Annotated in this window: 18 protein-coding genes; 12 read left to right on the top strand and 6 right to left on the bottom strand. The window is 74.0% G+C overall.

Features of this window, described 5'->3' with window-relative positions; translation table 11 throughout:
• Positions 1 to 56 precede the first annotated feature (56 nt).
• The 5 genes from infB to truB all read left to right on the top strand — a co-directional run bounded on the left by infB (position 57) and on the right by truB (position 5741).
• Positions 57 to 3185, top strand: a complete 3129-nt coding sequence (gene infB / locus AB0637_RS00340; RefSeq protein WP_366169142.1) for a translation initiation factor IF-2 — start codon at positions 57 to 59, stop codon at positions 3183 to 3185.
• 71 nt (positions 3186 to 3256) lie between these two features.
• The gene (locus AB0637_RS00335; RefSeq protein WP_366169141.1) at positions 3257 to 3553 is read left to right on the top strand and encodes a DUF503 domain-containing protein; all 297 of its coding nucleotides are present in this window, start codon (positions 3257 to 3259) and stop codon (positions 3551 to 3553) included.
• 49 nt (positions 3554 to 3602) lie between these two features.
• Entirely contained in the window at positions 3603 to 4100 is a 498-nt protein-coding gene (gene rbfA / locus AB0637_RS00330) for a 30S ribosome-binding factor RbfA (protein ID WP_366169140.1), read from the top strand.
• 23 nt (positions 4101 to 4123) lie between these two features.
• Positions 4124 to 4657: a DUF3592 domain-containing protein gene (locus tag AB0637_RS00325; protein ID WP_366169139.1), complete on the top strand. Its 534-nt coding sequence runs from the start codon at positions 4124 to 4126 to the stop codon at positions 4655 to 4657.
• Positions 4658 to 4865: 208 nt separating this feature from the next.
• Entirely contained in the window at positions 4866 to 5741 is an 876-nt protein-coding gene (gene truB / locus AB0637_RS00320) for a tRNA pseudouridine(55) synthase TruB (protein ID WP_366169468.1), read from the top strand.
• Between the two features lie 57 nt (positions 5742 to 5798).
• Here truB and AB0637_RS00315 read toward each other — a convergent pair whose 3' ends face one another.
• The 4 genes from AB0637_RS00315 to AB0637_RS00300 form a co-directional block, all read right to left on the bottom strand.
• Positions 5799 to 7103: a dicarboxylate/amino acid:cation symporter gene (locus tag AB0637_RS00315; protein WP_366169138.1), complete on the bottom strand. Its 1305-nt coding sequence runs from the start codon at positions 7101 to 7103 to the stop codon at positions 5799 to 5801.
• Positions 7104 to 7359: 256 nt separating this feature from the next.
• Positions 7360 to 8130 carry a glucose 1-dehydrogenase gene (locus tag AB0637_RS00310; protein WP_366169137.1) on the bottom strand — a complete coding sequence of 257 codons (771 nt, stop codon included), beginning with the start codon at positions 8128 to 8130 and terminating at the stop codon, positions 7360 to 7362.
• Between the two features lie 3 nt (positions 8131 to 8133).
• Entirely contained in the window at positions 8134 to 9177 is a 1044-nt protein-coding gene (locus tag AB0637_RS00305; protein WP_366169136.1) for an NAD(P)-dependent alcohol dehydrogenase, read from the bottom strand.
• Between the two features lie 64 nt (positions 9178 to 9241).
• Positions 9242 to 9985: a GolD/DthD family dehydrogenase gene (locus AB0637_RS00300; RefSeq protein WP_366169135.1), complete on the bottom strand. Its 744-nt coding sequence runs from the start codon at positions 9983 to 9985 to the stop codon at positions 9242 to 9244.
• 98 nt (positions 9986 to 10083) lie between these two features.
• Between AB0637_RS00300 and AB0637_RS00295 the strand changes: the two genes are divergently transcribed.
• Complete coding sequence (locus AB0637_RS00295) at positions 10084 to 11007, top strand: sugar-binding domain-containing protein (protein WP_366169134.1); 924 nt, start codon at positions 10084 to 10086, stop codon at positions 11005 to 11007.
• Between the two features lie 3 nt (positions 11008 to 11010).
• Positions 11011 to 11838, top strand: a complete 828-nt coding sequence (locus AB0637_RS00290; protein ID WP_366169133.1) for a phosphotransferase — start codon at positions 11011 to 11013, stop codon at positions 11836 to 11838.
• A gap of 16 nt (positions 11839 to 11854) precedes the next feature.
• On the opposite strand, the gene AB0637_RS00285 is transcribed toward AB0637_RS00290, so the two are convergent.
• On the bottom strand, positions 11855 to 12670 hold the full coding sequence (locus tag AB0637_RS00285; protein ID WP_366169132.1) for a nuclear transport factor 2 family protein: 816 nt from the start codon (positions 12668 to 12670) through the stop codon (positions 11855 to 11857).
• Between the two features lie 136 nt (positions 12671 to 12806).
• Here AB0637_RS00285 and AB0637_RS00280 point away from each other — a divergent pair, with 136 nt between their 5' ends.
• The 3 genes from AB0637_RS00280 (at position 12807) to AB0637_RS00270 (ending at position 16062) form a co-directional block, all read left to right on the top strand.
• Positions 12807 to 13010: a hypothetical protein gene (locus tag AB0637_RS00280; RefSeq protein ID WP_366169131.1), complete on the top strand. Its 204-nt coding sequence runs from the start codon at positions 12807 to 12809 to the stop codon at positions 13008 to 13010.
• Between the two features lie 4 nt (positions 13011 to 13014).
• Positions 13015 to 14928: a thioredoxin-like domain-containing protein gene (locus AB0637_RS00275; protein WP_366169130.1), complete on the top strand. Its 1914-nt coding sequence runs from the start codon at positions 13015 to 13017 to the stop codon at positions 14926 to 14928.
• 81 nt (positions 14929 to 15009) lie between these two features.
• Positions 15010 to 16062, top strand: coding sequence for an arabinan endo-1,5-alpha-L-arabinosidase (locus AB0637_RS00270; RefSeq protein ID WP_366169129.1), 1053 nt, complete (start codon positions 15010 to 15012; stop codon positions 16060 to 16062).
• 58 nt (positions 16063 to 16120) lie between these two features.
• Here AB0637_RS00270 and pgi read toward each other — a convergent pair whose 3' ends face one another.
• On the bottom strand, positions 16121 to 17815 hold the full coding sequence (gene pgi, locus AB0637_RS00265; protein ID WP_366169128.1) for a glucose-6-phosphate isomerase: 1695 nt from the start codon (positions 17813 to 17815) through the stop codon (positions 16121 to 16123).
• Between the two features lie 163 nt (positions 17816 to 17978).
• Between pgi and AB0637_RS00260 the strand changes: the two genes are divergently transcribed.
• Both AB0637_RS00260 and rpsO read left to right on the top strand, forming a co-directional pair.
• Positions 17979 to 18944, top strand: coding sequence for a bifunctional riboflavin kinase/FAD synthetase (locus AB0637_RS00260; protein ID WP_366169127.1), 966 nt, complete (start codon positions 17979 to 17981; stop codon positions 18942 to 18944).
• 141 nt (positions 18945 to 19085) lie between these two features.
• The gene (rpsO, locus tag AB0637_RS00255; RefSeq protein ID WP_366169126.1) at positions 19086 to 19355 is read left to right on the top strand and encodes a 30S ribosomal protein S15; all 270 of its coding nucleotides are present in this window, start codon (positions 19086 to 19088) and stop codon (positions 19353 to 19355) included.
• Positions 19356 to 19562 lie beyond the last annotated feature (207 nt).

The raw sequence follows: 19562 nt of genomic DNA, 5'->3' as shown, positions 1-19562 counted from the left end.
CCACTGATGACGGTCCGCGCCCGGTAGAGACGAGCCCGGACCGAGACAGGAGAGATGTGGCGAAGGTCCGGGTCTACGAGCTCGCCAAGGAGTTCGGAGTCGAGAGCAAGGTCGTGCTGGCCACGCTCAAGGAGATGGGTGAGTTCGTGCGTTCCGCGAGCTCGACCGTCGAACCGCCGGTCATCCGGCGGCTGAAGGACAAGTTCCCCAACGAGGGCGGCGCGAGCGCTGCCGCCCGACCGGGTCCGGCGGTGAAGCCGGGTCCGCGCGTCCCGAGCGGTGCCCGTCCGGGTCCCGCCCCCGCGCCGCGTCCGGCGGCGACCCCGGCCCCCGCTCCGGCGCCCTCGCGCCCGGAGCCCTCGGCCGGTGCCCCGTCCGGTGCACCCGCCCCGTCGGCGCCCGCGCCGTCGCAGGCTCCCGCCCCGTCGGCTCCGGCTGCCCCCGCTCCCGCGGCGGCCTCCGGTCCGGCGTTCCAGGCGCCCCCGAGCGCTCCGGCCGAGCGTCCCGCCGCCCAGCGGCCGGCCGCGCCCGGTCAGCGCCCGACGCCCGGTGCGCGTCCGTCCACCCCGCCGTCCTCCGGCGGTCCCGGTCAGGGTGCCCGTCCGGGTGCCCGTCCCAGCCCCGCTGGTCCGGGTGCCCGTCCGGGTGGTCCCGGCGCCGGTGGTCCCGGTCAGGGTGGTCCCGGTGGCCCGGGTGCGCGGGGTCCGCGCCCCGAGCGCGGTGACCGTCCCGAGCGTCCGGGTGGCGACCGTCCCGAGCGTCCCCGCGGCGACCGCCCGCAGGGCGACCGTCCCCAGGGCGACCGTCCGGGCCGTCCCGGTGCCGGTGCCGGTGCCCCCGGTGGTGCCGGCCGTCCCGGTGGCGGCTCGCCGCGTCCGGGCAACAACCCCTTCGCGACGAGCCAGGGGATGCCCCGTCCCCAGGGTGGTCCCCGTCCGGGCAACAACCCGTTCGCGGCCAACCAGGGCATGCCGCGTCCCCAGGGCGGTCCCCGTCCGGGCGGTGCGCCCGGTCCCGGTGGTCCCCGTCCCGGTGGTCCGCGTCCGAACCCCGGCATGATGCCGGCGCGCCCGACGGTCGGCCGTCCGGGTGCGGGTGCCGGTCGTCCCGGCGCTCCGGGCCGTGGTGGCCCCGGTGGCGCTCGTGGTGGCGGCGGCGGTTTCGCCGGTCGCCCGGGTGGTCCCGGTGGCGGCGGCGGCGGTTTCGCCGGTCGTCCCGGTGGTGGTGGTCGTCCGGGCAACCGCGGCGGCACCCAGGGTGCGTTCGGTCGCGCCGGCGGCAAGCCGGCCAAGGGCCGCAAGTCCAAGCGCGCCAAGCGCCAGGAGTTCGAAGCGATGGCGGCGCCGTCCGTCGGCGGTGTCTCGGTCCGGCGCGGTGACGGCTCGACCGTCATCCGCATCCGCCGCGGCGCGTCCGTCAGCGACTTCGCCGAGCGCATCGACGCCGACCCCGCGGCGCTGGTGACGATCCTCTTCCACCTGGGAGAGATGGTCACCGCGACGGCCTCGCTGGACGAGGACACCTTCCAGGTGCTCGGCCAGGAGCTCGGGTACGTCATCGAGGTCGTCTCGCCCGAGGACGAGGAGCGCGAGCTGCTCGCGGGCTTCTCCATCGACCTCGACGCCGAACTCGAGGCGGAGGGCGACGAGGAGCTCGTCGCTCGTCCCCCGGTCGTCACCGTCATGGGTCACGTCGACCACGGGAAGACGAAGCTGCTCGACGCCATCCGCTCCACCGACGTCGTGGCGAAGGAGGCCGGTGGCATCACGCAGCACATCGGCGCCTACCAGGTCGTCAAGGAGCACGAGGGCATCGACCGGCCGATCACCTTCATCGACACCCCGGGTCACGAGGCCTTCACGGCCATGCGTGCCCGTGGTGCCAAGGTCACCGACATCGCGATCCTCGTGGTGGCGGCCGACGACGGTGTGATGCCCCAGACCATCGAGGCGCTCAACCACGCCCAGGCGGCCGACGTCCCGATCGTCGTCGCGGTCAACAAGGTCGACAAGGAGGGCGCGAACCCGGACAAGGTCCGGCAGCAGCTCACCGAGTACAACCTCGTGGCCGAGGAGTACGGCGGCGACACGATGTTCGTCAACGTGTCCGCGAAGCAGGGCATGGGCCTGGACGACCTCCTCGAGGCCGTCCTGCTCACCGCCGACGCCTCGCTGGACCTGCGGGCGAACCCGGACAAGGACGCTCGCGGTGTGGCCATCGAGGCCAACCTCGACAAGGGTCGCGGCCCCGTCGCCACGGTCCTGGTGCAGTCCGGGACGCTGCGCGTCGGCGACGCGATCGTCGCGGGCACCGGCTACGGCCGCGTCCGCGCGATGATCGACGAGAACGGCGACACGGTCCAGGAGGCCACGCCGTCCCGTCCGGTCCAGGTCCTGGGTCTGACGTCGGTGCCGGGTGCGGGGGACACGTTCCTCGCGGCGCCCGACGACCGCACCGCCCGTCAGATCGCGGAGAAGCGCGAGGCGCAGGAGCGCAACGCGGCTCTGGCGAAGGCGCGCAAGCGCATCTCGCTGGAGGACTTCACCGCCGCGCTGCAGAAGGGCAAGGTCGAGAGCCTCAACCTCATCCTCAAGGGTGACGGTGCGGGTTCGGTCGAGGCCCTCGAGGACGCGCTGTACAAGATCGACGTCGGTGAGGAAGTCGAACTGCGGGTGATCGACCGCGGTGTCGGTGCGGTGACGAAGAACAACGTCAACCTCGCCGTCGCCTCGAACGCGATCATCATCGGGTTCAACGTCCGGCCGGAGCAGCAGACCAAGGAGTTCGCCGACCGCGAGGGCGTCGACATCCGCTTCTACTCGGTCATCTACGCGGCCATCGAGGACGTCGAGGCGTCCCTGAAGGGCATGCTCAAGCCCGAGTACGAAGAGGTCCAGCTCGGCACGGCGGAGATCCGCGAGATCTTCCGCTCGTCGAAGTTCGGCAACATCGCCGGCTGCCTCGTCCGGTCGGGTCTCATCCGCCGCAACACCAAGGCGCGCGTGCTGCGCCGCGGTGTCGTGCACGGGGACAACCTCACCATCGAGTCGCTGCGACGGTTCAAGGACGACGCCACCGAGGTCCGCGAGGGCTACGAGTGCGGTATCGGCCTCGGCTCGTACAACGACCTCCAGATCGACGACGTCATCGAGACGTACGAGATGCAGGAGAAGGCGCGGGGCTGACCCGCCCTCGACCCGGTGGCCGGGGCGGGACCGACGAGGTCCCGCCCCGGCTGTCACCCCCCAGGTAGCTGATGTTCACCGCAACGCTCACCGTCGACCTGCTGCTCGGCGACGTCCACTCCCTCAAGGGCAAGCGCAGCCTCGTGCGACCGCTGGTCGCCGACCTGCGCCGGTCCTTCGAGGTCGCCGCCGCCGAGACCGGCCACCTCGACCTGCACCGCCGGGCCGAGGTGGCGGTCGCCGTGGTGGCCCCGGACGCCGCCCGCTGCACCGACGTGCTCGACCGGTGCGAACGCCTCGTGGCCTCGCACCCCGAGTTCCAGATCCTCTCCGCCCGGCGCCAGTTCCTGTCCTCCGACGACGACTGAGGACGGCCCTGACCCCGGACGCTCGATCCCGACCCAGCAGGAGTTCCCCGTGGCGGATCCCACCCGTGCCCGCAAGCTCGCCGACCGCATCAAGGTCATCGTCGCCGACGCCCTCGAGAAGCGCGTCAAGGATCCCCGCCTGGGGTTCGTGACGATCACCGACGCCCGGGTGACGAACGACCTGCAGCACGCGACGCTGTACTACACCGTCTTCGGCAGCGACGAGGAGAAGCTCGGCACCAAGATCGCGCTGGAGTCGGCCAAGGGCGTGCTGCGCGCGGAGGTCGGCAAGCGGACCGGCATCCGGCTCACCCCCACGCTGACGTTCACGGCCGACGAGGTGCCGGAGACGGCGCAGCAGATCGCCGACCTGCTGGCCAAGGCCGCCGAGGAGGACGCCCGCGTGGCCGCCCTCGCCGCCGGCGCGAAGCCCGCGGGCGACCCCGACCCGTACAAGAAGCCCGTCGACCCCGACGAGGAGTGGGACGAGGATCCCGACGCCGCAGCCGAGGTGGAGCCCGCCGACGGGAACGCCCCCCGCGGCTGACGTCCCGGTGGCACGCTGGCCCCATGGATCCGCAGTTCCCCGGCCTCGACGTCGGCACTGACCTCAGCGCCGACGTCGGGGGTGGCTCCGGCGTGCCCTCGTTCTTCGTCGTGGTCTTCGTGGTCATGGCCCTCGTCGGGCTGGCCGTCGTCCTCGGCGGGGTCCGCAGCTCGGTGCGGGCCCGTCAGCGGTCCCAGGACGCCTCCCGGCTCACCACCGAAGGGGTGTCGACGACGGGCACCGTCGTCGACAACCGCATCACGAGCCACCACGAGCACCGCATGACCTTCTCGCCGATCGTGCGCTTCGAGGCGGACGGCCGTGAGGTGACGGTCGTCGGTGAGCAGGTGTGGAACAAGTCGTTCGTCACCGGCCGTCCCGCGAAGGTCGTCTACGACCCCGCCGACCCCGACCGCGCGCACGTGCGCGCCGAGGGCGGGTCCCTGTTGGGCAACGGGCCCACGGGCGTCGTGGTCGCGGTCGTCGGCGTGGCCTTCCTCGTCGTGGTCGTCGTGATGTTCGGCTTCGCGCGGTCGGTGTTCGAGCAGTTCCCCTGACCGGGTCGCCGTCCGCGCACGGCACACTGCTCCCTGTGCCGATCCCCCCTCCCACCGCCCCCACCCCGCGCGGAAAACACTCTTTCCGCCCTTCGCAGGCCGCTTCGGGGGGCGGAAAGAGTGTTTTCCGCCCTCGGGGGGCGGCCGGCGAGGGCGGAAGGAGTGCTCTCCGCCGGGGCCTCGAGGTCGGGGGGGCCGCGTGAGCGGGGTGGGTGACGGCATCCTCGTCGTCGACAAACCCGTGGGCTGGACGAGCCACGACGTCGTGGGTCGTTGCCGGCGGCTGCTGTCCACCCGGCGCGTCGGGCACGCCGGCACGCTGGACCCGGCGGCGACGGGTGTCCTCGTCCTCGGCGCCAACCGCGGCACGAAGTTCCTCACCCACCTCGTCGCCCACGACAAGGCGTACGCGGCGACGGTGCGGCTCGGTGTCGCGACGGTCACCGACGACGCCGAGGGGGAACCCGTCGGCGACCCGGTCGACGCGACGGGGGTGGCGGACGACGCGCTGGCCGCGGCCGTGGCCGCGCTGACGGGCCCGATCCAGCAGGTCCCGAGCTCGGTGAGCGCCATCAAGGTCGACGGGCAGCGCAGCTACGCGCGGGTGCGGGGTGGGCAGGACGTCGAGCTGCCGCCGCGGCCGGTCACGGTGTCCCGCTTCGACGTCCTCGACCGCCGTGTCGAGGGCCCCTTCCTCGACCTCGACGTCGTCGTCGAGGTCTCCAGCGGCACCTACGTCCGCGCCTTGGCCCGCGACCTCGGCCGGGCGCTCGGCGTCGGCGGACACCTGACGGCGTTGCGCCGCACCCGGTCCGGCCCCTTCACCCTGCAGGAGGCGTCGACCCTGGAGCAGGTGGAGGCCGACCCGCGGGTCGAACCGCTCGCCGCCGTCGCGCGGCGGCTGTTCCCCGTGCGGGAGGTCGACGAGCGCGAGGCGGCGAACCTCGCGCACGGGGGGTTCCTGTCCGCGACGGGACAGGACGGGCCCGTCGGCGCGTTCGCGCCCGACGGCACGCTGGTGGCGCTCGTGGGCGACACCGCGCGGGGTGCCAAACCCCTGCTGGTCCTCACGTCCGCCGGGTGAGCGACGGGCCCGGCCCGGGGACGACGTGCGTCCTCGGACCGGGCCCGTGGTGGGGGATCAGACGGCGACGGTCTCCCGCACACCCTTGCGGTCGTGGAAGCGGGCCAGGTCCAGCAGCCCCTCGCGCCGGGCGACGATCGTCGGGACGAGCGCCTGGCCAGTCACGTTGAGCGCGGTGCGGCCCATGTCGAGGATCGGGTCGATGGCCAGCAGCAGCCCGACCCCGGCCAGCGGCAGACCGAGGGTCGACAGCGTCAGGGTCAGCATGACGGTGGCGCCGGTGAGCCCGGCCGTCGCGGCGGACCCGACGACGGACACGAACGCGATGAGCAGGTAGTCCGTGATGGACAGGTGGATCCCGAAGAACCCGGCCACGAAGATCGCGGACAGCGCCGGGTAGATCGCCGCGCAGCCGTCCATCTTCGTCGTGGCGCCCAGCGGGACCGCGAAGGAGGCGTAGGACTGCGGGACCCCGAGGTCCTCGGTGACGCGCTGCGTCACGGGCAGCGTGCCGATGGAGGAGCGGGACACGAACCCGAGCTGGGTCGCGGGCCACACCCCGGCGGCGAAGCTGCGCACGCTCAGGCCGTGGGCCTTGAGCAGCACGGGGTAGACGACGAGCAGGACGAGCGCGAGACCGGCGTAGACGTCGACGACGAAGACGGCCAGGGGGCTGAGCGCGTCCCAGCCGTAGGTCGCGACGGCCTTGCCGAGCAGGCCGACGGTCCCGATGGGCGCCAGGCGGATGACCCACCACAGGACGGTCTGGACCACGGTCAGCGCCGAGCGGGCGAACGTCAGGACGGGTTCGGCCCTGTCGCCGACCTTGAGGACGGCCACCCCCAGCACGACGGCGATGACGAGCAGCTGCAGCACGTTGAAGTTCAGCGAGATGCTGCCGTCCTTCGCCGCGGACGCCTCGAGGCCGAACGTGTTGCCCGGGACGATGCCCTGCAGGAAGTCCAGCCACGAACCCGTCGACGACGGGTCCTTCGCCGCGCTCGCCGCGACGGAGGAGCGGGCGCCGGGGTCGGTGAGGACCCCGATGGCGATGCCGATGCCGACGGCGATGAGCGCCGTGATCGCGAACCACAGCAGGGTCTGCCAGGCCAGGCGGGCCGCGTTCGTCACCTGGCGCAGGTTCGCGATGGAGGTGAGGACGGCGAGGACGACGAGCGGCGGCACGAGGACGCGCAGCATCGTGACGAACGTCGACCCGACGGTGGTCAGGGTCGTCGTGAGCCAGTTCGGGTCCTCCTCGGTGCCGCCCATCGAGCGGGCGAGGGCGCCGAGCGCGATGCCGAGGACGAGACCGATGAGGACCTGCACGCCGAAGGGCGTGCGGCGCAGGCGGGTGAGCAAGGGGGACTCCTGGGACGACGGGACGGGCGGTGACGGCGAAGTGCCGTCCCGCTACCTGGCGCTCTGCGCCCGTCCGAGGTCGATGTGGAGCCGCTCGGTGAAGTCCTGTGCCATGTCCATGCCGAGTACCGGAACCGTGTCCCCGGCGCACTTGTTCCCGCCGCCCCGCTCCGCTCGGGGACGGATCGTCGGCCCCGCGCTCCCGTCCACCGGGAGCGAGGGGCCGACGAGGCGGACCCCGGCGGCGCGCGGAGGGTCAGAAGACGGTGTAGCCCCCGTCGGTGACGACGACCGCTCCCGTCGAGAAGCTGGAGGCCTCCGAGGCCAGGTACACGACGGTCGAGGCGATCTCCTCGGGGCTCGCGTAGCGCTGCATGGGCGCGTCCTCGATCCACATCCGGCGGAACTCGGGCCGGTCCACGGGCGCCATCTCCGTCTTGACGTACCCCGGCGCGACGGCGTTGACGCGGATGCCCAGCGGCGCCCACTCCGCCGCGAGCGACTTCGTCAGCTGGTGCACCGCGGCCTTGGAGGCGTTGTAGACCGGCTGCCACTGCGGCCGGTTGACGATCGAGCCGCTGATGGAGCCGATGTTGACGATGCTCCCGCCGCCGTGCTCGGCCATCCAGCGCGCCGCGACGGTGCTCGGCAGCCAGACGCCCTTGAGGTTGGTGGTGATGACGTCGTCGTACTCCTCGTCGGTCACCTCCAGCGCGGGACGGTGCACGCAGGTGCCGGCGTTGTTGACGAGGACGTCGAGGGTGCCGAACTCCTCGGTGGTGCGGGCGACGGCCGCCTCCACCTCGGCGCGGGACGTCACGTCGAGGCGGAGCCCGAGCGCGCGGCGGCCGGTGCTCGCGGCGATCTCCGCGGCGGCGGCCACCGAGGCCTCCTCGTTGCGGGCGGCGACGACGACGTCGGCACCGGCCTGGGCGAGGGCCTGCGCGAACGCCCGGCCCAGCCCCTTGTAGCCGCCGCTGACGAGCGCGACCTTGCCCGACAGCGAGAACTTCTCCAGAACGGTCATCTCTCAGTTCCCCTCGGGTGCGTTGACGACGACGACGGCCTTCATGCTCAGCGGGTCGGAGTCGGCGTTGAGCGCGTCCTCCACCTGCTCCAGCGGGTACCGCGCGGTGACCATGTCGTCGAGGTGCACGGCGCCGGACGTGGTGAGTTCGATGCCGCGCGGCCAGGTGTCGACGTACCGGAACACCCCGGTGACGGTGATCTCGCGGGTCGCGATGAGCTGCACGGGCAGCGGCATCTCCTCCGCCCCGAGGCCGACGAGGACGACGGTCCCGCCGCCGCGGGTCGAGGCGATCCCCGACAGCACGGCCGGCGTCGCGCCCGAGCAGTCGATGAACGCGTCGGCGCGCAGCGCGGCGATCTCCTCGGCGTCGGCGACCGGGTGCAGCGCACGGGATCCCCCGAACGACGTGATCCGCTCGCGGCGGGACTCGACGAAGTCGGTGACGACGACGTCGGTCGCGCCCCGGGCGCGGACGGCCTGCGCGCACATCGCCCCGATGGGCCCGGCGCCGGCGATGAGCACCTGGTCGCCCGGGCCGACGGCGGCCTTGTGGGCGGCCCACAACCCGACGCTGAGGGGTTCGAGCAGCGCGGCGGACTCGTCGGACAGGCTGTCCGGCACGGTGTACGCCTGGTCGGCGGGTGCGGTGACGTAGTCGCAGAACGTCCCGTCGAACGGCGGCGTGGCGTAGAACTCCATGAACGGGCAGAGGTTCGAGCGGCCCGTCTTGCACTGCCGGCACTGCCGGCACGGGACCTGCGGGTCGATGGCCACCCGGTCGCCGACGCGGGACTCCGGAACTCCGCGGCCGACGGACACGACGGTGCCGGACACCTCGTGCCCCAGCACGAGCGGCGCGGTGACGACCATGTCGCCGATGCGGCCGTGCTTGTAGTAGTGGACGTCGGAACCGCAGACGCCGACGGACCCGACGCGGACGAGGACCTCGCCGTCCCCGGGGGTCGGCACGGGCCGTTCCTGCATCTCGATGACGCCCTGCTCCAGCAGGACGCTCGCCCTCATCGTGGTGGGGAGGCTGGTCATGGTTCTTCTCCTCGTCGAGGTTCGGGCTGGTGGTGGGCCGGGGGAGGGTTTCCGGTCGTGCGGGTCAGCGGACGGTGTACCCGCCGTCGACGACGAGGTCGTGGCCGTTCACCATCGCCGCGCCCGGTCCGGTCAGGTAGAGCACGGCGGCCGCGACCTCGTCGGGTTCGGCGAACCGGCCCACGGGGATCTGCGCGCGCAGTGCGTCGCCCGCCGCGTTCTCCCAGTTCGGCCGGGCCAGGGCGGTGAGGACGACGGTGGGGGAGACGGTGTTCACGGTGACGCCCAGCGGCCCCCACTCCAGGGCGAGGGTGCGGGTCATCCCGAGCAGGCCGGCCTTCGACGCCGCGTAGGCGACGTGCCCCTCGAGCCCGACGGTCGCGGCCTGGGAGGCGATCGTCACGATCCGGCCGCCGCCGTGGGCGACGAGGTGCCGGGCCACGGCGCGGGCCACGACGAACGTCTCGGTGAGGTTCACCTCGACCGTGCGGGCCCACCCGGCGAGGTCGATGTCGAGCGCGGGCGCGATCGTCGCGGTCCCCGCGCAGCCGACGAGGACGTCGAGCCGGCCGGCCTGCCGCACGACGGTGGCGACGGCCTCCTCGACGGCCGCGGGATCGGTGACGTCCGCGCTGACGTGGAGGTCACCGTCGGCCCCGGCGAGCGCGCGCTCGTCGCGGTCGAGGACGGCGACGCGGGTGCCCTGCGCCGCGTAGGCCGCGACGACGGCCGCGCCGATGCCGCCGGCACCCCCGGTGACGAGGGCGACGCGCGGTCCCGCGGCGGCGCGGGAGTCCTTCGGGCTCACAGGACCGAATGCTGGGCACGGGCGAACGGTGGGTCAACCGCTCTGCTCACGTGAGCAGAGGCCTGCGCGTCCGAGCCGTCGTCGGCGACGATGGGCGCGTGGGTCCGGAGGAGCTGACCGAGGTGGTGGCCATCGCGCGCCGGCACTACGTCGACGGCGTCTCCCGCGTCGACATCGCCGCCGAACGCGGGCTGTCCCGCTTCAAGGTCGGGCGCGTCCTGCAGGCCGCGCGGGCCGCGGGCATCGTCCGCATCGAGGTCCGGGCCCCCGCGGGCATCGACTACGCGGTCTCCGACGAGTTGCGCGCCCGCTACGGCCTGCGGCGGGCGCTCGCGGTCCAGACCCCCGACGAGGACCGCGTCCGCGAACCGCTGGGGCAGGTCGCCGCCGACCTCCTGCGCGAGGTCGTCACGGCCGACGACGTCCTGGGCATCGACTGCGGCCGGACGCTGCGCGCCATGACGGGCCACCTCGACGGCATCGCGAGCTGCGACGTGGTGCAGGTCGCCGGGATCGTCGGGCAGCTCGGCGACACGGCCACCGACATCACGCGCGTCGTCAGCGAGGCCTCCGGCGGCCGCGTCTTCTCCCTCTTCGCCCCGCTCGTCGTCGGTGACGAGCGCACCGCAGCGACGCTGCGCGCCCACCGCGCCCTGCGACCGACCCTGGCCGCGCACGCCCGGGTGACCCGGGCCGTGGTGGCGCTCGGGGCCTGGTCGGGTGAGCACTCCCAGGTCCCGGCACTGCTCGGGGAGGACGAGGTGGCCCGGTTCGCGGCCGCGGGGGTGGTCGCCGAGACCTGTGCGCTCCTGCTGGACGCCGAGGGGCGGCGGGTGCCGGGGCTGGACGACCGGCGCCTGGGGATCTCCGAGCGGGACCTGCGCGCCGTGCCGGACGTCATCGGGGTCGGCGGCGGGCGCGGGAAGACCGACGCCGTCCACGCGCTGCTGCGCTCGGGGCTGCTCACCTCCCTCGTCACCGACGTGCACCTCGCCCGCCGGCTGCTGCGCCGGGAGGACTGAACCGTGGACCCCGACCCGCACCCCGACCCGCACCCCGACGACGACGAGGTGCCCTTGACCGGTGGCGGACGGACGGTGGTCTCCCGGCGGGGTGACGTCGTCCTGCGACCCGCCACGCCGTGGTCGGCGGCCGTGCTCGCGCTGCTGCGGCACCTCGCCGACCGCGGGGTCGCCGGGGCGCCACGGCCCGTCGGGACGGGGTTCGCGGCCGACGGCCGGGAGGCCCTGGAGTTCGTGGCCGGTGAGGTGCTGGCCCCGGCCCCGTGGAGCGAGGAGGCCGTCGGCGGTGTGGGCGTCGTTCTGCGCGACCTGCACGAGGCCGTCGCCGGCTTCGTCCCGCCGGCCGGGGCGCGGTGGCAGCCGTGGTTCGTCCGCGGGCTCGGCCGCGGCCCGCGGATCGTCGGGCACGGCGACACCGGCCCGTGGAACTGGGTCTCCCGCGGCGGCCGTCCCGTCGCCCTCGTGGACTGGGAGGCGGCCGGTCCGGTGGACCCGCTCGTCGAGCTCGCGCAGGCGGGCTGGCTCAACGCCCAGCTGGTCGGCGACGTCGTCGCCCAGCGGCAGGGCCTCGGGACCCCGCGGGAGCGGGCCCGGCAGCTGCGGCTGCTGCTCGACGGGTACGCGCTGCCCCTGGCCCGCCGCGAGGAGCTCGTCGACCTGCTCGTCGAGGTGGCCGTGGCCGACGCGGCCGCGCAGGCCGACGAGGCCCACGTCCGGCCCGGGAGCACCGACCCCGAACCGTTGTGGGCGATGGCCTGGCGCACCGACAGCGCGCGGTGGATCCTGCGCCACCGCGCGCTGCTCGTGCGGGAGGCGTTGCGGCCCTGGTGATCCGGGCCGCTCCGGGTCAGCTGCCGGTCGGCCCCACCGCGGCGCCCGGGACGACGTCCCAGTGCTCGACGACCTTTCCGTCCACCACGCGGAACAGGTCGGCGGCCGTGAACTGCTCCGCCGGGCCGCCGACGGGACGGGAGAACGTCCACACGACGTCCCCGTCGGCCAACGACAGCGCGGACTCCTGGGGTGGGAACGACGAACCGGCGAAGAACTGCTTCAGCGGCGCGGTCCCGTCCGGGACCAGGGGGTTGTGCTGGCGGTAGGCGGGGTCGAAGGACCGGTCGAGGACGGTGGCGTCCCGGTCGCGGAACAGCGTGTCGTACGCGCCGACCGCGAACTGCCGCTGCTGCTCCTCCTGCGCCTCGGTGAGGGCCACGGGGGCCCCGGTCCAGGCGTCGTCGAACATCGTGTGGCCGCTCGCGCCGGCGGCCGGGACGGCCTGCGCCAGCGCCCAGTGCTGCACGACGGCACCGGCCTGCAGGCGGAAGAGGTCCACGCGCGCCGTCCCGTTCCAGGGGTGAGCGGGGTCCGGCGTGTCGTGCCAGTGCACGGCGACGTAGGGGCCGTCGGCGGCGGTCCGGGCCACGACGGCGCGGTTCCCCGGCGTCAGCCCGGGCGGGGTGGTCGCGAAGAGCCGGTCGACGACGGCGAGGTTCGCCTGCTCGGCCGCGCGGTCGAGGCGGTCCCGGCCGGAGGCGGACGGGGAGGCCGAGACGGCGGCGGACGAGGACGCGGGGGCCGGGCCCGCCACGGACGAACCGCTGCACCCGGCGAGGAGCGCGGTCGCGAGCCCGGTGGCGGCGAGGGCGAGGAGTCGGGTTCTCACGTCCCGGACACGGCGACCGGCCCCGTGACGTTCAGGTTTCCTGACGTGATGCCCGTCACGCGGAGGGGTGGCCGGGCTGTACGAGGGGTGCCACAGTGGGATCAGCGGACCGGAGGCCCGGGTGGAGGAGGAGCAGGTGGACCAGGTGCAGGTGGACCAGGCGCAGGTGGACCGGACGACCGGGGCCCTCGACCCGCGGGCCCGGTGGCGCACGCTGCCGCCGCGCACCCGGCTGGAGGACACCGTCGCCGAGCTCGACGTCGGCCCCGTCCCCGAGCTCGGGCCCACGGAGGACCCGAACCGGGCCGCGGTGCTGCGCTTCCCGTTCCCCGGCGTCTGACCCGGTGCGGCCGACCCGGGGCCCGCGCGTCCGGTCGCCCCGGCTCGTCGGCCGCCGCTGGCTCGGCTCCGCGCCGCTCGCGGCGGAGGACCTGCGGGGGCACGTGGTGCTGCTGGACTTCTGGACGAGTTCCTGCGTGAACTGCGTGCACGTGCTCGACGAACTGCGGCCCCTGCAGGAGGAGTTCGCGGACGTGCTCGTGACCGTCGGCGTGCACTCCCCGAAGTTCCCGCACGAGGCGGAGCCGGCCGCGCTGGACGCGGCCGTGGCCCGGCTGGGGGTGGACCACCCCGTCCTCGACGACGCGGACCTGCACACGTGGCGGGCCTTCGCCGCCCGCGCCTGGCCCACCCTCGTGCTCGTCGACCCCGAGGGGTACGTCGTGGCCACGCTGTCGGGGGAGGGGTACGCCGCGGAACTGCGGGTGCTCGTGGCCGACCTCGTCGCCGAGCACGGGCGACGGGGAACCCTGCGCCGCAACGGGTCTCCGACCCCCCGGCCGGCCCCGGCGGCGTCGGCCCTGCGGTTCCCCGCCCGCGCCCTGGCGCTGCCGGGCGGGACCGTCCTCGTCGCCGACACCGGGCACCACCGGCTCGTCGAGCTCGACGGGGACCTGGGCGCCGGACTCCGGCACATGGGCACGGGGGAACCCGGCCTCGTCGACGGGACCGGTGCGCGGTTCACGACGCCGCAGGGGCTGGCGCTGCTGCCCGGTCCCGTCGCGGCCCGCGTGGGCTACGACGTCGTCGTCGCCGACACCGGGAACCACGCGCTGCGCGGCGTGCGGCTCGCCGACGGAGCCGTCCGCACGGTGGCTGGGACCGGCCGGCCCCTGCGACGTCGCGAAGGGGGCGGACCCGCGCTCGCGCAGGACCTCTCCAGCCCGTGGGACGTGACGTGGTTCGACGGTCAGGTCGTCGTCGCCATGGCCGGGGTCCACCAGTTGTGGGCGTTCGACCCCGTGCCCGGTGTGGTGCGCGTCCTGGCCGGCACCACCGCCGAGGGGCTGCGCGACGGCCCCGCCGAGAGCGCCTGGTGCGCACAACCCTCGGCGCTCGCGGTCGGCCCCGACGGGGACGTCCTGTGGTTCGTCGACGCCGAGACCTCCTCGCTGCGCAGCCTGCGCCGCACCGGGTCCGGTGGGGAACCGGACCGGTCCGTGCCGGTGGTCACCGACCACCGGTTCGCGAACGTCGACCCCGTCGCCCGCCCCGGCCACACGGTCCGGACCCACGTGGGGACGGGGTTGTTCGACTTCGGGTTCCGCGACGGACCGGCCGGTCGGGCCCTGTTCCAGCACCCGCTCGGCGTCGCCGTGGACGCCGACGGGACGGTGCTCGTGGCCGACACGTTCAACGGCGCCGTCCGCCGCTACGACCCGGTCGCGGACGAGGTGAGCACCGTCCTCGCCGGTCTGGCCGAACCCGTCGACGTGCTGCCCGGCGCGGGGGTGCTGACGACCGTCGAGAGCGCCGCCCACCGGCTGGTCCGGGACGTCGCCCCCGCCCGCGACGTGCGGACCGCGGTGCCGCCGCACGACCTGCGGGCGGGGGAGCTCCGGGTGGACGTGACGTTCACCTCGCCCCCCGGGGCCCGGCTGGACGACCGCGGGGACGGCGGGACCCACGTCGAGGTCACCGCGACGCCGAGCGCCCTCCTGGTGGAGGGACCGCTTGCGGGACACGGGCTCTCCCGCCGGGTCGTCCTGGGGGACGGCGCGGCCGGGGGAGTGCTGCACGTGGTCGCCCGGGCGGCCACGTGCGACGCGGTCGGGGATCCGGGGGCGGTGTGCCGGCTGCACCGCGCGGCGTGGGACGTGCCCGTGCGGGTCGTCCCGGGCGGTGGCGACCGCCTCTCGCTCGACCTCCCGGCCACGGGAGGCACCCCTTCACATCGTTGGACGGACGAGGCAGGGTGAGGGCCGACCCGACCTCGACGACGAGAGCGAGACGACGCCGTGGACGCCTCCACCCCCCGCACCGCCCGACCCCGTCGCCCTGTGAGGCGCCGCCGCACGAGCGCCGCGGCCCTCGCGGTGCTGGCGCTGTCCGTCCCGGCCGCGACGGCCACGGCGGCGCCGCACCAGGGCCCACCGCCCACCGGCAAGCTCGTCATGACCGGCGCCGTCGGCGACTACGTGCCCGGTGTCGTCGACGACCCCGTGCACGACCCGACGTTGTTCTCCGACCGCGGCACGTACTACGTGGCCTCCACGGGGATCGCGAACCCCGACGACCCCGGCGGGATCTTCCTGCGCCGGTCCGACCGTTCGCTCGGCGGCCCGTGGGTCTCGCTCGGCGCGATCGCCCTGCCGGCGTGGACGCGCGACTACGGCGTCGCCCACCTGTGGGCCCCGCACGTCGTCGAACGCGGCGGGACGTTCCACCTCTACTACGCCGCCAGCAGCTTCGGCACGAACCGGTCCGCCATCGGGCTCGCCACGACGCGCACGCCCGGCGACCTGCGCAGCTGGGTCGACCACGGTCCCGTGCTGACCTCGGACGCCGGCGACGACTGGAACGCGATCGACCCCGACGTGTACCAGGCCGGCGGGAGGTGGTGGATCGCCTTCGGTTCGTTCTGGAGCGGGATCCAGGTGCAGGAACTGCGGCACATGGACACCCCCGTCGGCCCGGTCCGGCACCTGGCGAGCAACCCGCAGGTCCCGCCGAACGCCATCGAGAACCCGCAGGTGTTCCGGCACGGCGGGTACTGGTACCTCACCGCCAGTTGGGGCTTCTGCTGCCGCGGGGTCGACAGCACGTACGAGACCGTCGTGGGCCGGTCCGCGAACCCGACCGGCCCCTTCGTCGACCGCACCGGACGCCCCCTGGCCGACGGCGGCGGGACGTCGCTGCTGCGCACCCGCGGGAACGAGGTCGGACCCGGCGCCCTCGACGTGCTCGAGGACCGCGGCCGGACCTACGCCGTCCACCACTACTACGACGCGCGCACGGGCGGGACGATCCGCATGCAGGTGCGCGAGGTCGAGTGGGCCGACGGGTGGCCGGAGTTCTCCTACGGTCCGGGCGACGGGCAGCCGCCCGCCTGAGGTGCACCGCCGCTGCGGGGTCCCGGTGGGACCCCGCAGCGGCGACGTCACCCGCCCGTCAGTTGCTGCGGTGCTCCAGGTAGTAGCGGATGAGCGACCCCGTCGAGGGGTCCTGCGCGTCGAGGGCAGCGGTGTCCCCGGTGAGCGCGGGGGCGATCTCCATCGCGAGCTTCTTGCCGAGTTCCACCCCCCACTGGTCGAAGCTGTCGATGCCCCACACGGCACCTTCGACGAACGTGATGTGCTCGTACAGCGCGATGAGCTGGCCGAGCACCGACGGCGTGAGGGACGGCGCCATGATCGACGTCGTCGGCCGGTTCCCGGAGAACACCCGGGCCGCGACGACGTCCTCGGCCGTCCCCTCCGCGCGGACCTCCTCGGCGGACTTGCCGAACGCCAGGGCCTTGGTCTGGGCGAAGAAGTTCGCCATGAACAGGGCGTGCACGTCGGCGTCGCCGGCGTCGTGGTCGACCAACGGGTGCGCCGGGGTGGCGAACGCGATGAAGTCGGCCGGAATGACCCGGGTGCCCTGGTGGATGAGCTGGTAGAACGCGTGCTGGCCGTTGGTGCCGGGTTCGCCCCAGAACACCTCGCCGGTGTCGGTCGTGACGGGTTCGCCGTCGTAGCGGACGGACTTCCCGTTCGACTCCATCGTCAGCTGCTGCAGGTAGGCCGCGAACCGGTGCAGGTACTGCGAGTACGGCAGCACGGCGTGCGTGTGCGCGCCGAGGAAGTTCACGTACCAGACGTTCAGCAGACCCATGAGCAGCGGGACGTTCCGGGCCGGTTCGGCCGTGCGGAAGTGCTCGTCGACGGCGTGGAACCCGGCGAGGAACTCGCGGAAGTTCTCCGGGCCGACCGCCACGGCGAGGGAGGTGCCGATCGCGGAGTCGACGGAGTACCGGCCCCCGACCCAGTCCCAGAACCCGAACGCGTTGGCCGGGTCGATCCCGAACGCCGCGACCTTGTCCAGCGCGGTGGAGACCGCGACGAAGTGCTTGGCCACGGCGTCCTTGCGGGCCTCGTCGGAGTCGGCCAGGACACCCGCACCCGACAGCCCGCGCCACAGCCAGGCCCGGGCCAGCCGCGCGTTGGTGAGCGTCTCCAGGGTCCCGAACGTCTTGGACGCGACGATGAACAGCGTCGTCTCGGGGTCGAGGTCCTTCGTCGTCTCGGCGACGTCGGTCGGGTCGATGTTCGAGACGAACCGGCACTCCAGCCCCGCCTGCGCGTAGGGCTTGAGGGCCTCGTAGGCCATGACCGGGCCGAGGTCGGACCCGCCGATGCCGATGTTGACGACGTGCGTGATGGTCTTGCCGGTCACGCCCTTCCACTGCCCGCCGCGGACGGCGTCGGCGAAGGCGAACACCTTGGTCAGCTCGGCCTGGACGTCGGTGTCGACGTCCTGCCCGTCCACGACGAGGGCGGGGGAGGCGCCCGCGGGCCGGCGCAGCGCGGTGTGCAGGACGGCGCGGTCCTCGGTGACGTTGATGTGCTCACCGGCGAACATCGCGTCGCGCCGGGCCAGCACCCCCGTCTGCTCGGCGAGCTGCAGGAGCGTCTCGACGGTCTCGCTCGTCACGAGGTTCTTCGAGAGGTCGACGAAGAGGTCGGCGACCTCCAGGCTCAGCCGCTGCGCCCGCTCGGGGTCGGCCGCGAACCAACCGGCGAGGTCCGGCGTCGTGGCCTCCCGGTGGGCGCTCAGCGCGGACCAGGCCGCCGTGGTGGTCGGGTCGACGGGTCCGGTGCTCATCTGCGTCCTCCTGGGCTGCGGCCCGTGGGCCGCTCGTGTGGATCGGTCATCGGTCGGTCGGTCGTGCGAGTTGCGTTGCGTCGGTCCGCGGCGGTGGGTCCCGACCCCGACGCTAGCCAGCCCGCGTTCGGGGTGCGCGACCGGCTGCTGGCACAGTGTCTGCGTGCAGCGGTGGGAAGACCTGTCAGACGTCGAGCCGGGGTTCGGCCGGTCGGTCGTCACCATCGGCAACTTCGACGGGGTCCACCGGGGTCACGCCGCCGTCCTGCGCCGGGTCGTGGACCTGGCCCGCGGCCGGGGGCTCGGATCGGTCGCCGTGACGTTCGACCCCCACCCGCTGCAGGTCCTCGACCCCGACCGCGCCCCCGGGCTCCTCACCGGCCTGGACCACCGCCTCGACCTGCTGGAGAGCACGGGGCTGGACGCCGTCCTCGTCATGCGCTTCACGCGCGAGCTCGCCGGCTGGAGCCCCGAACGCTTCGTCGAGGACGTGTTCGTCGGGGCCCTGCGCGCCCAGGTGGTCGTCGTGGGTCACGACGTGCGCTTCGGCAAGGCCAACACGGGCGACCTGGCGACCATGCAGGAGCTGGGGCGCCGCCACGGCTTCGAGGTCGTCGTCCTCGACGACCTGGGCGACCCGGGCACGGGCGAGCACCGCGTCAGCTCGACGGCCGTCCGCGAGGCCCTGGCCGCCGGGGAGGTCGAGCGCGCCGCGCAGATGCTGGGCCACCCGCACCGCATCAGCTCCACGATCGTGCACGGCGACCACCGCGGCCGGGAGCTCGGCTACCCCACCGCGAACCTCGACACCGACGCGTCGCTCGGGCTCGTGCCGGCCGACGGCGTCTACGCGGGCTGGCTGACGCGGCCCTCGGGGGTGCGGCTGGCCGCGGCCATCTCCATCGGGACCAACCCGACGTTCGACGGCGTCCGCCGCCAGGTCGAGGCGTTCTGCCTGCCCGGCCAGCCCGGCGCCGGGCCCGACGACGCCCTGGACCTGTACGGCGAGCTCGTCGACCTCGACTTCGTCGCCCACCTGCGCCAGACGCTGCGCTTCGAGGGCGTCGGCCCGCTCGTGGAGCAGATGGAGCGCGACGTCGCGCGGTGCCGGGCCCTGCTCCTCGGCTGAGGGGCTGGCGGGCTGAGGGGCCTGGTCGGGGCCTCGACGGGCCGCTGGTAGCCTGGGCACTGCCGTTCGATCGGCCGCGGACCCAGAGCGCCCGGGTGGATCAGCCCCGAGGCACCGCGCAACGAGTGCAAGGAGAGACGAGTGCCCCTCGACGCCGCCACGAAGCAGAAGATCATGGCCGAGTACGCCACCAGCGAGGGCGACACCGGCTCGCCCGAGGTCCAGGTCGCGATGCTGACCCAGCGCATCCGCGACCTGACGGAGCACTTGAAGATGCACCAGCACGACCACCACAGCCGCCGTGGGCTGCTGCTGCTGGTCGGCCAGCGTCGCAACCTCCTGAAGTACATGGCCAAGAAGGACATCAACCGCTACCGCTCGATCATCGAGCGACTGGGCATCCGTCGCTGACCCACCGGTCAGGGACCTGACGCGACAGGGGTGGTCCCGCTACTGCGGACCACCCCTGTTGCGCGTCCGTGCCGCACGCGCGGCAGACTCGCTGGTGCACCACCTGCGAGCAGCACACCCAGCGGTACCGCGCAGCGTCGCACCGGTCCTCGGTAGTGGCCTCCGGACGTCCCAGGAACTCCTGGGCCCTCCGTGGGTCTCGATCGA

Source organism: Kineococcus sp. NPDC059986 (assembly GCF_040702905.1).
Classification (GTDB): domain Bacteria; phylum Actinomycetota; class Actinomycetes; order Actinomycetales; family Kineococcaceae; genus Kineococcus.
This window is presented reverse-complemented; position numbering and strand designations above follow the sequence as displayed.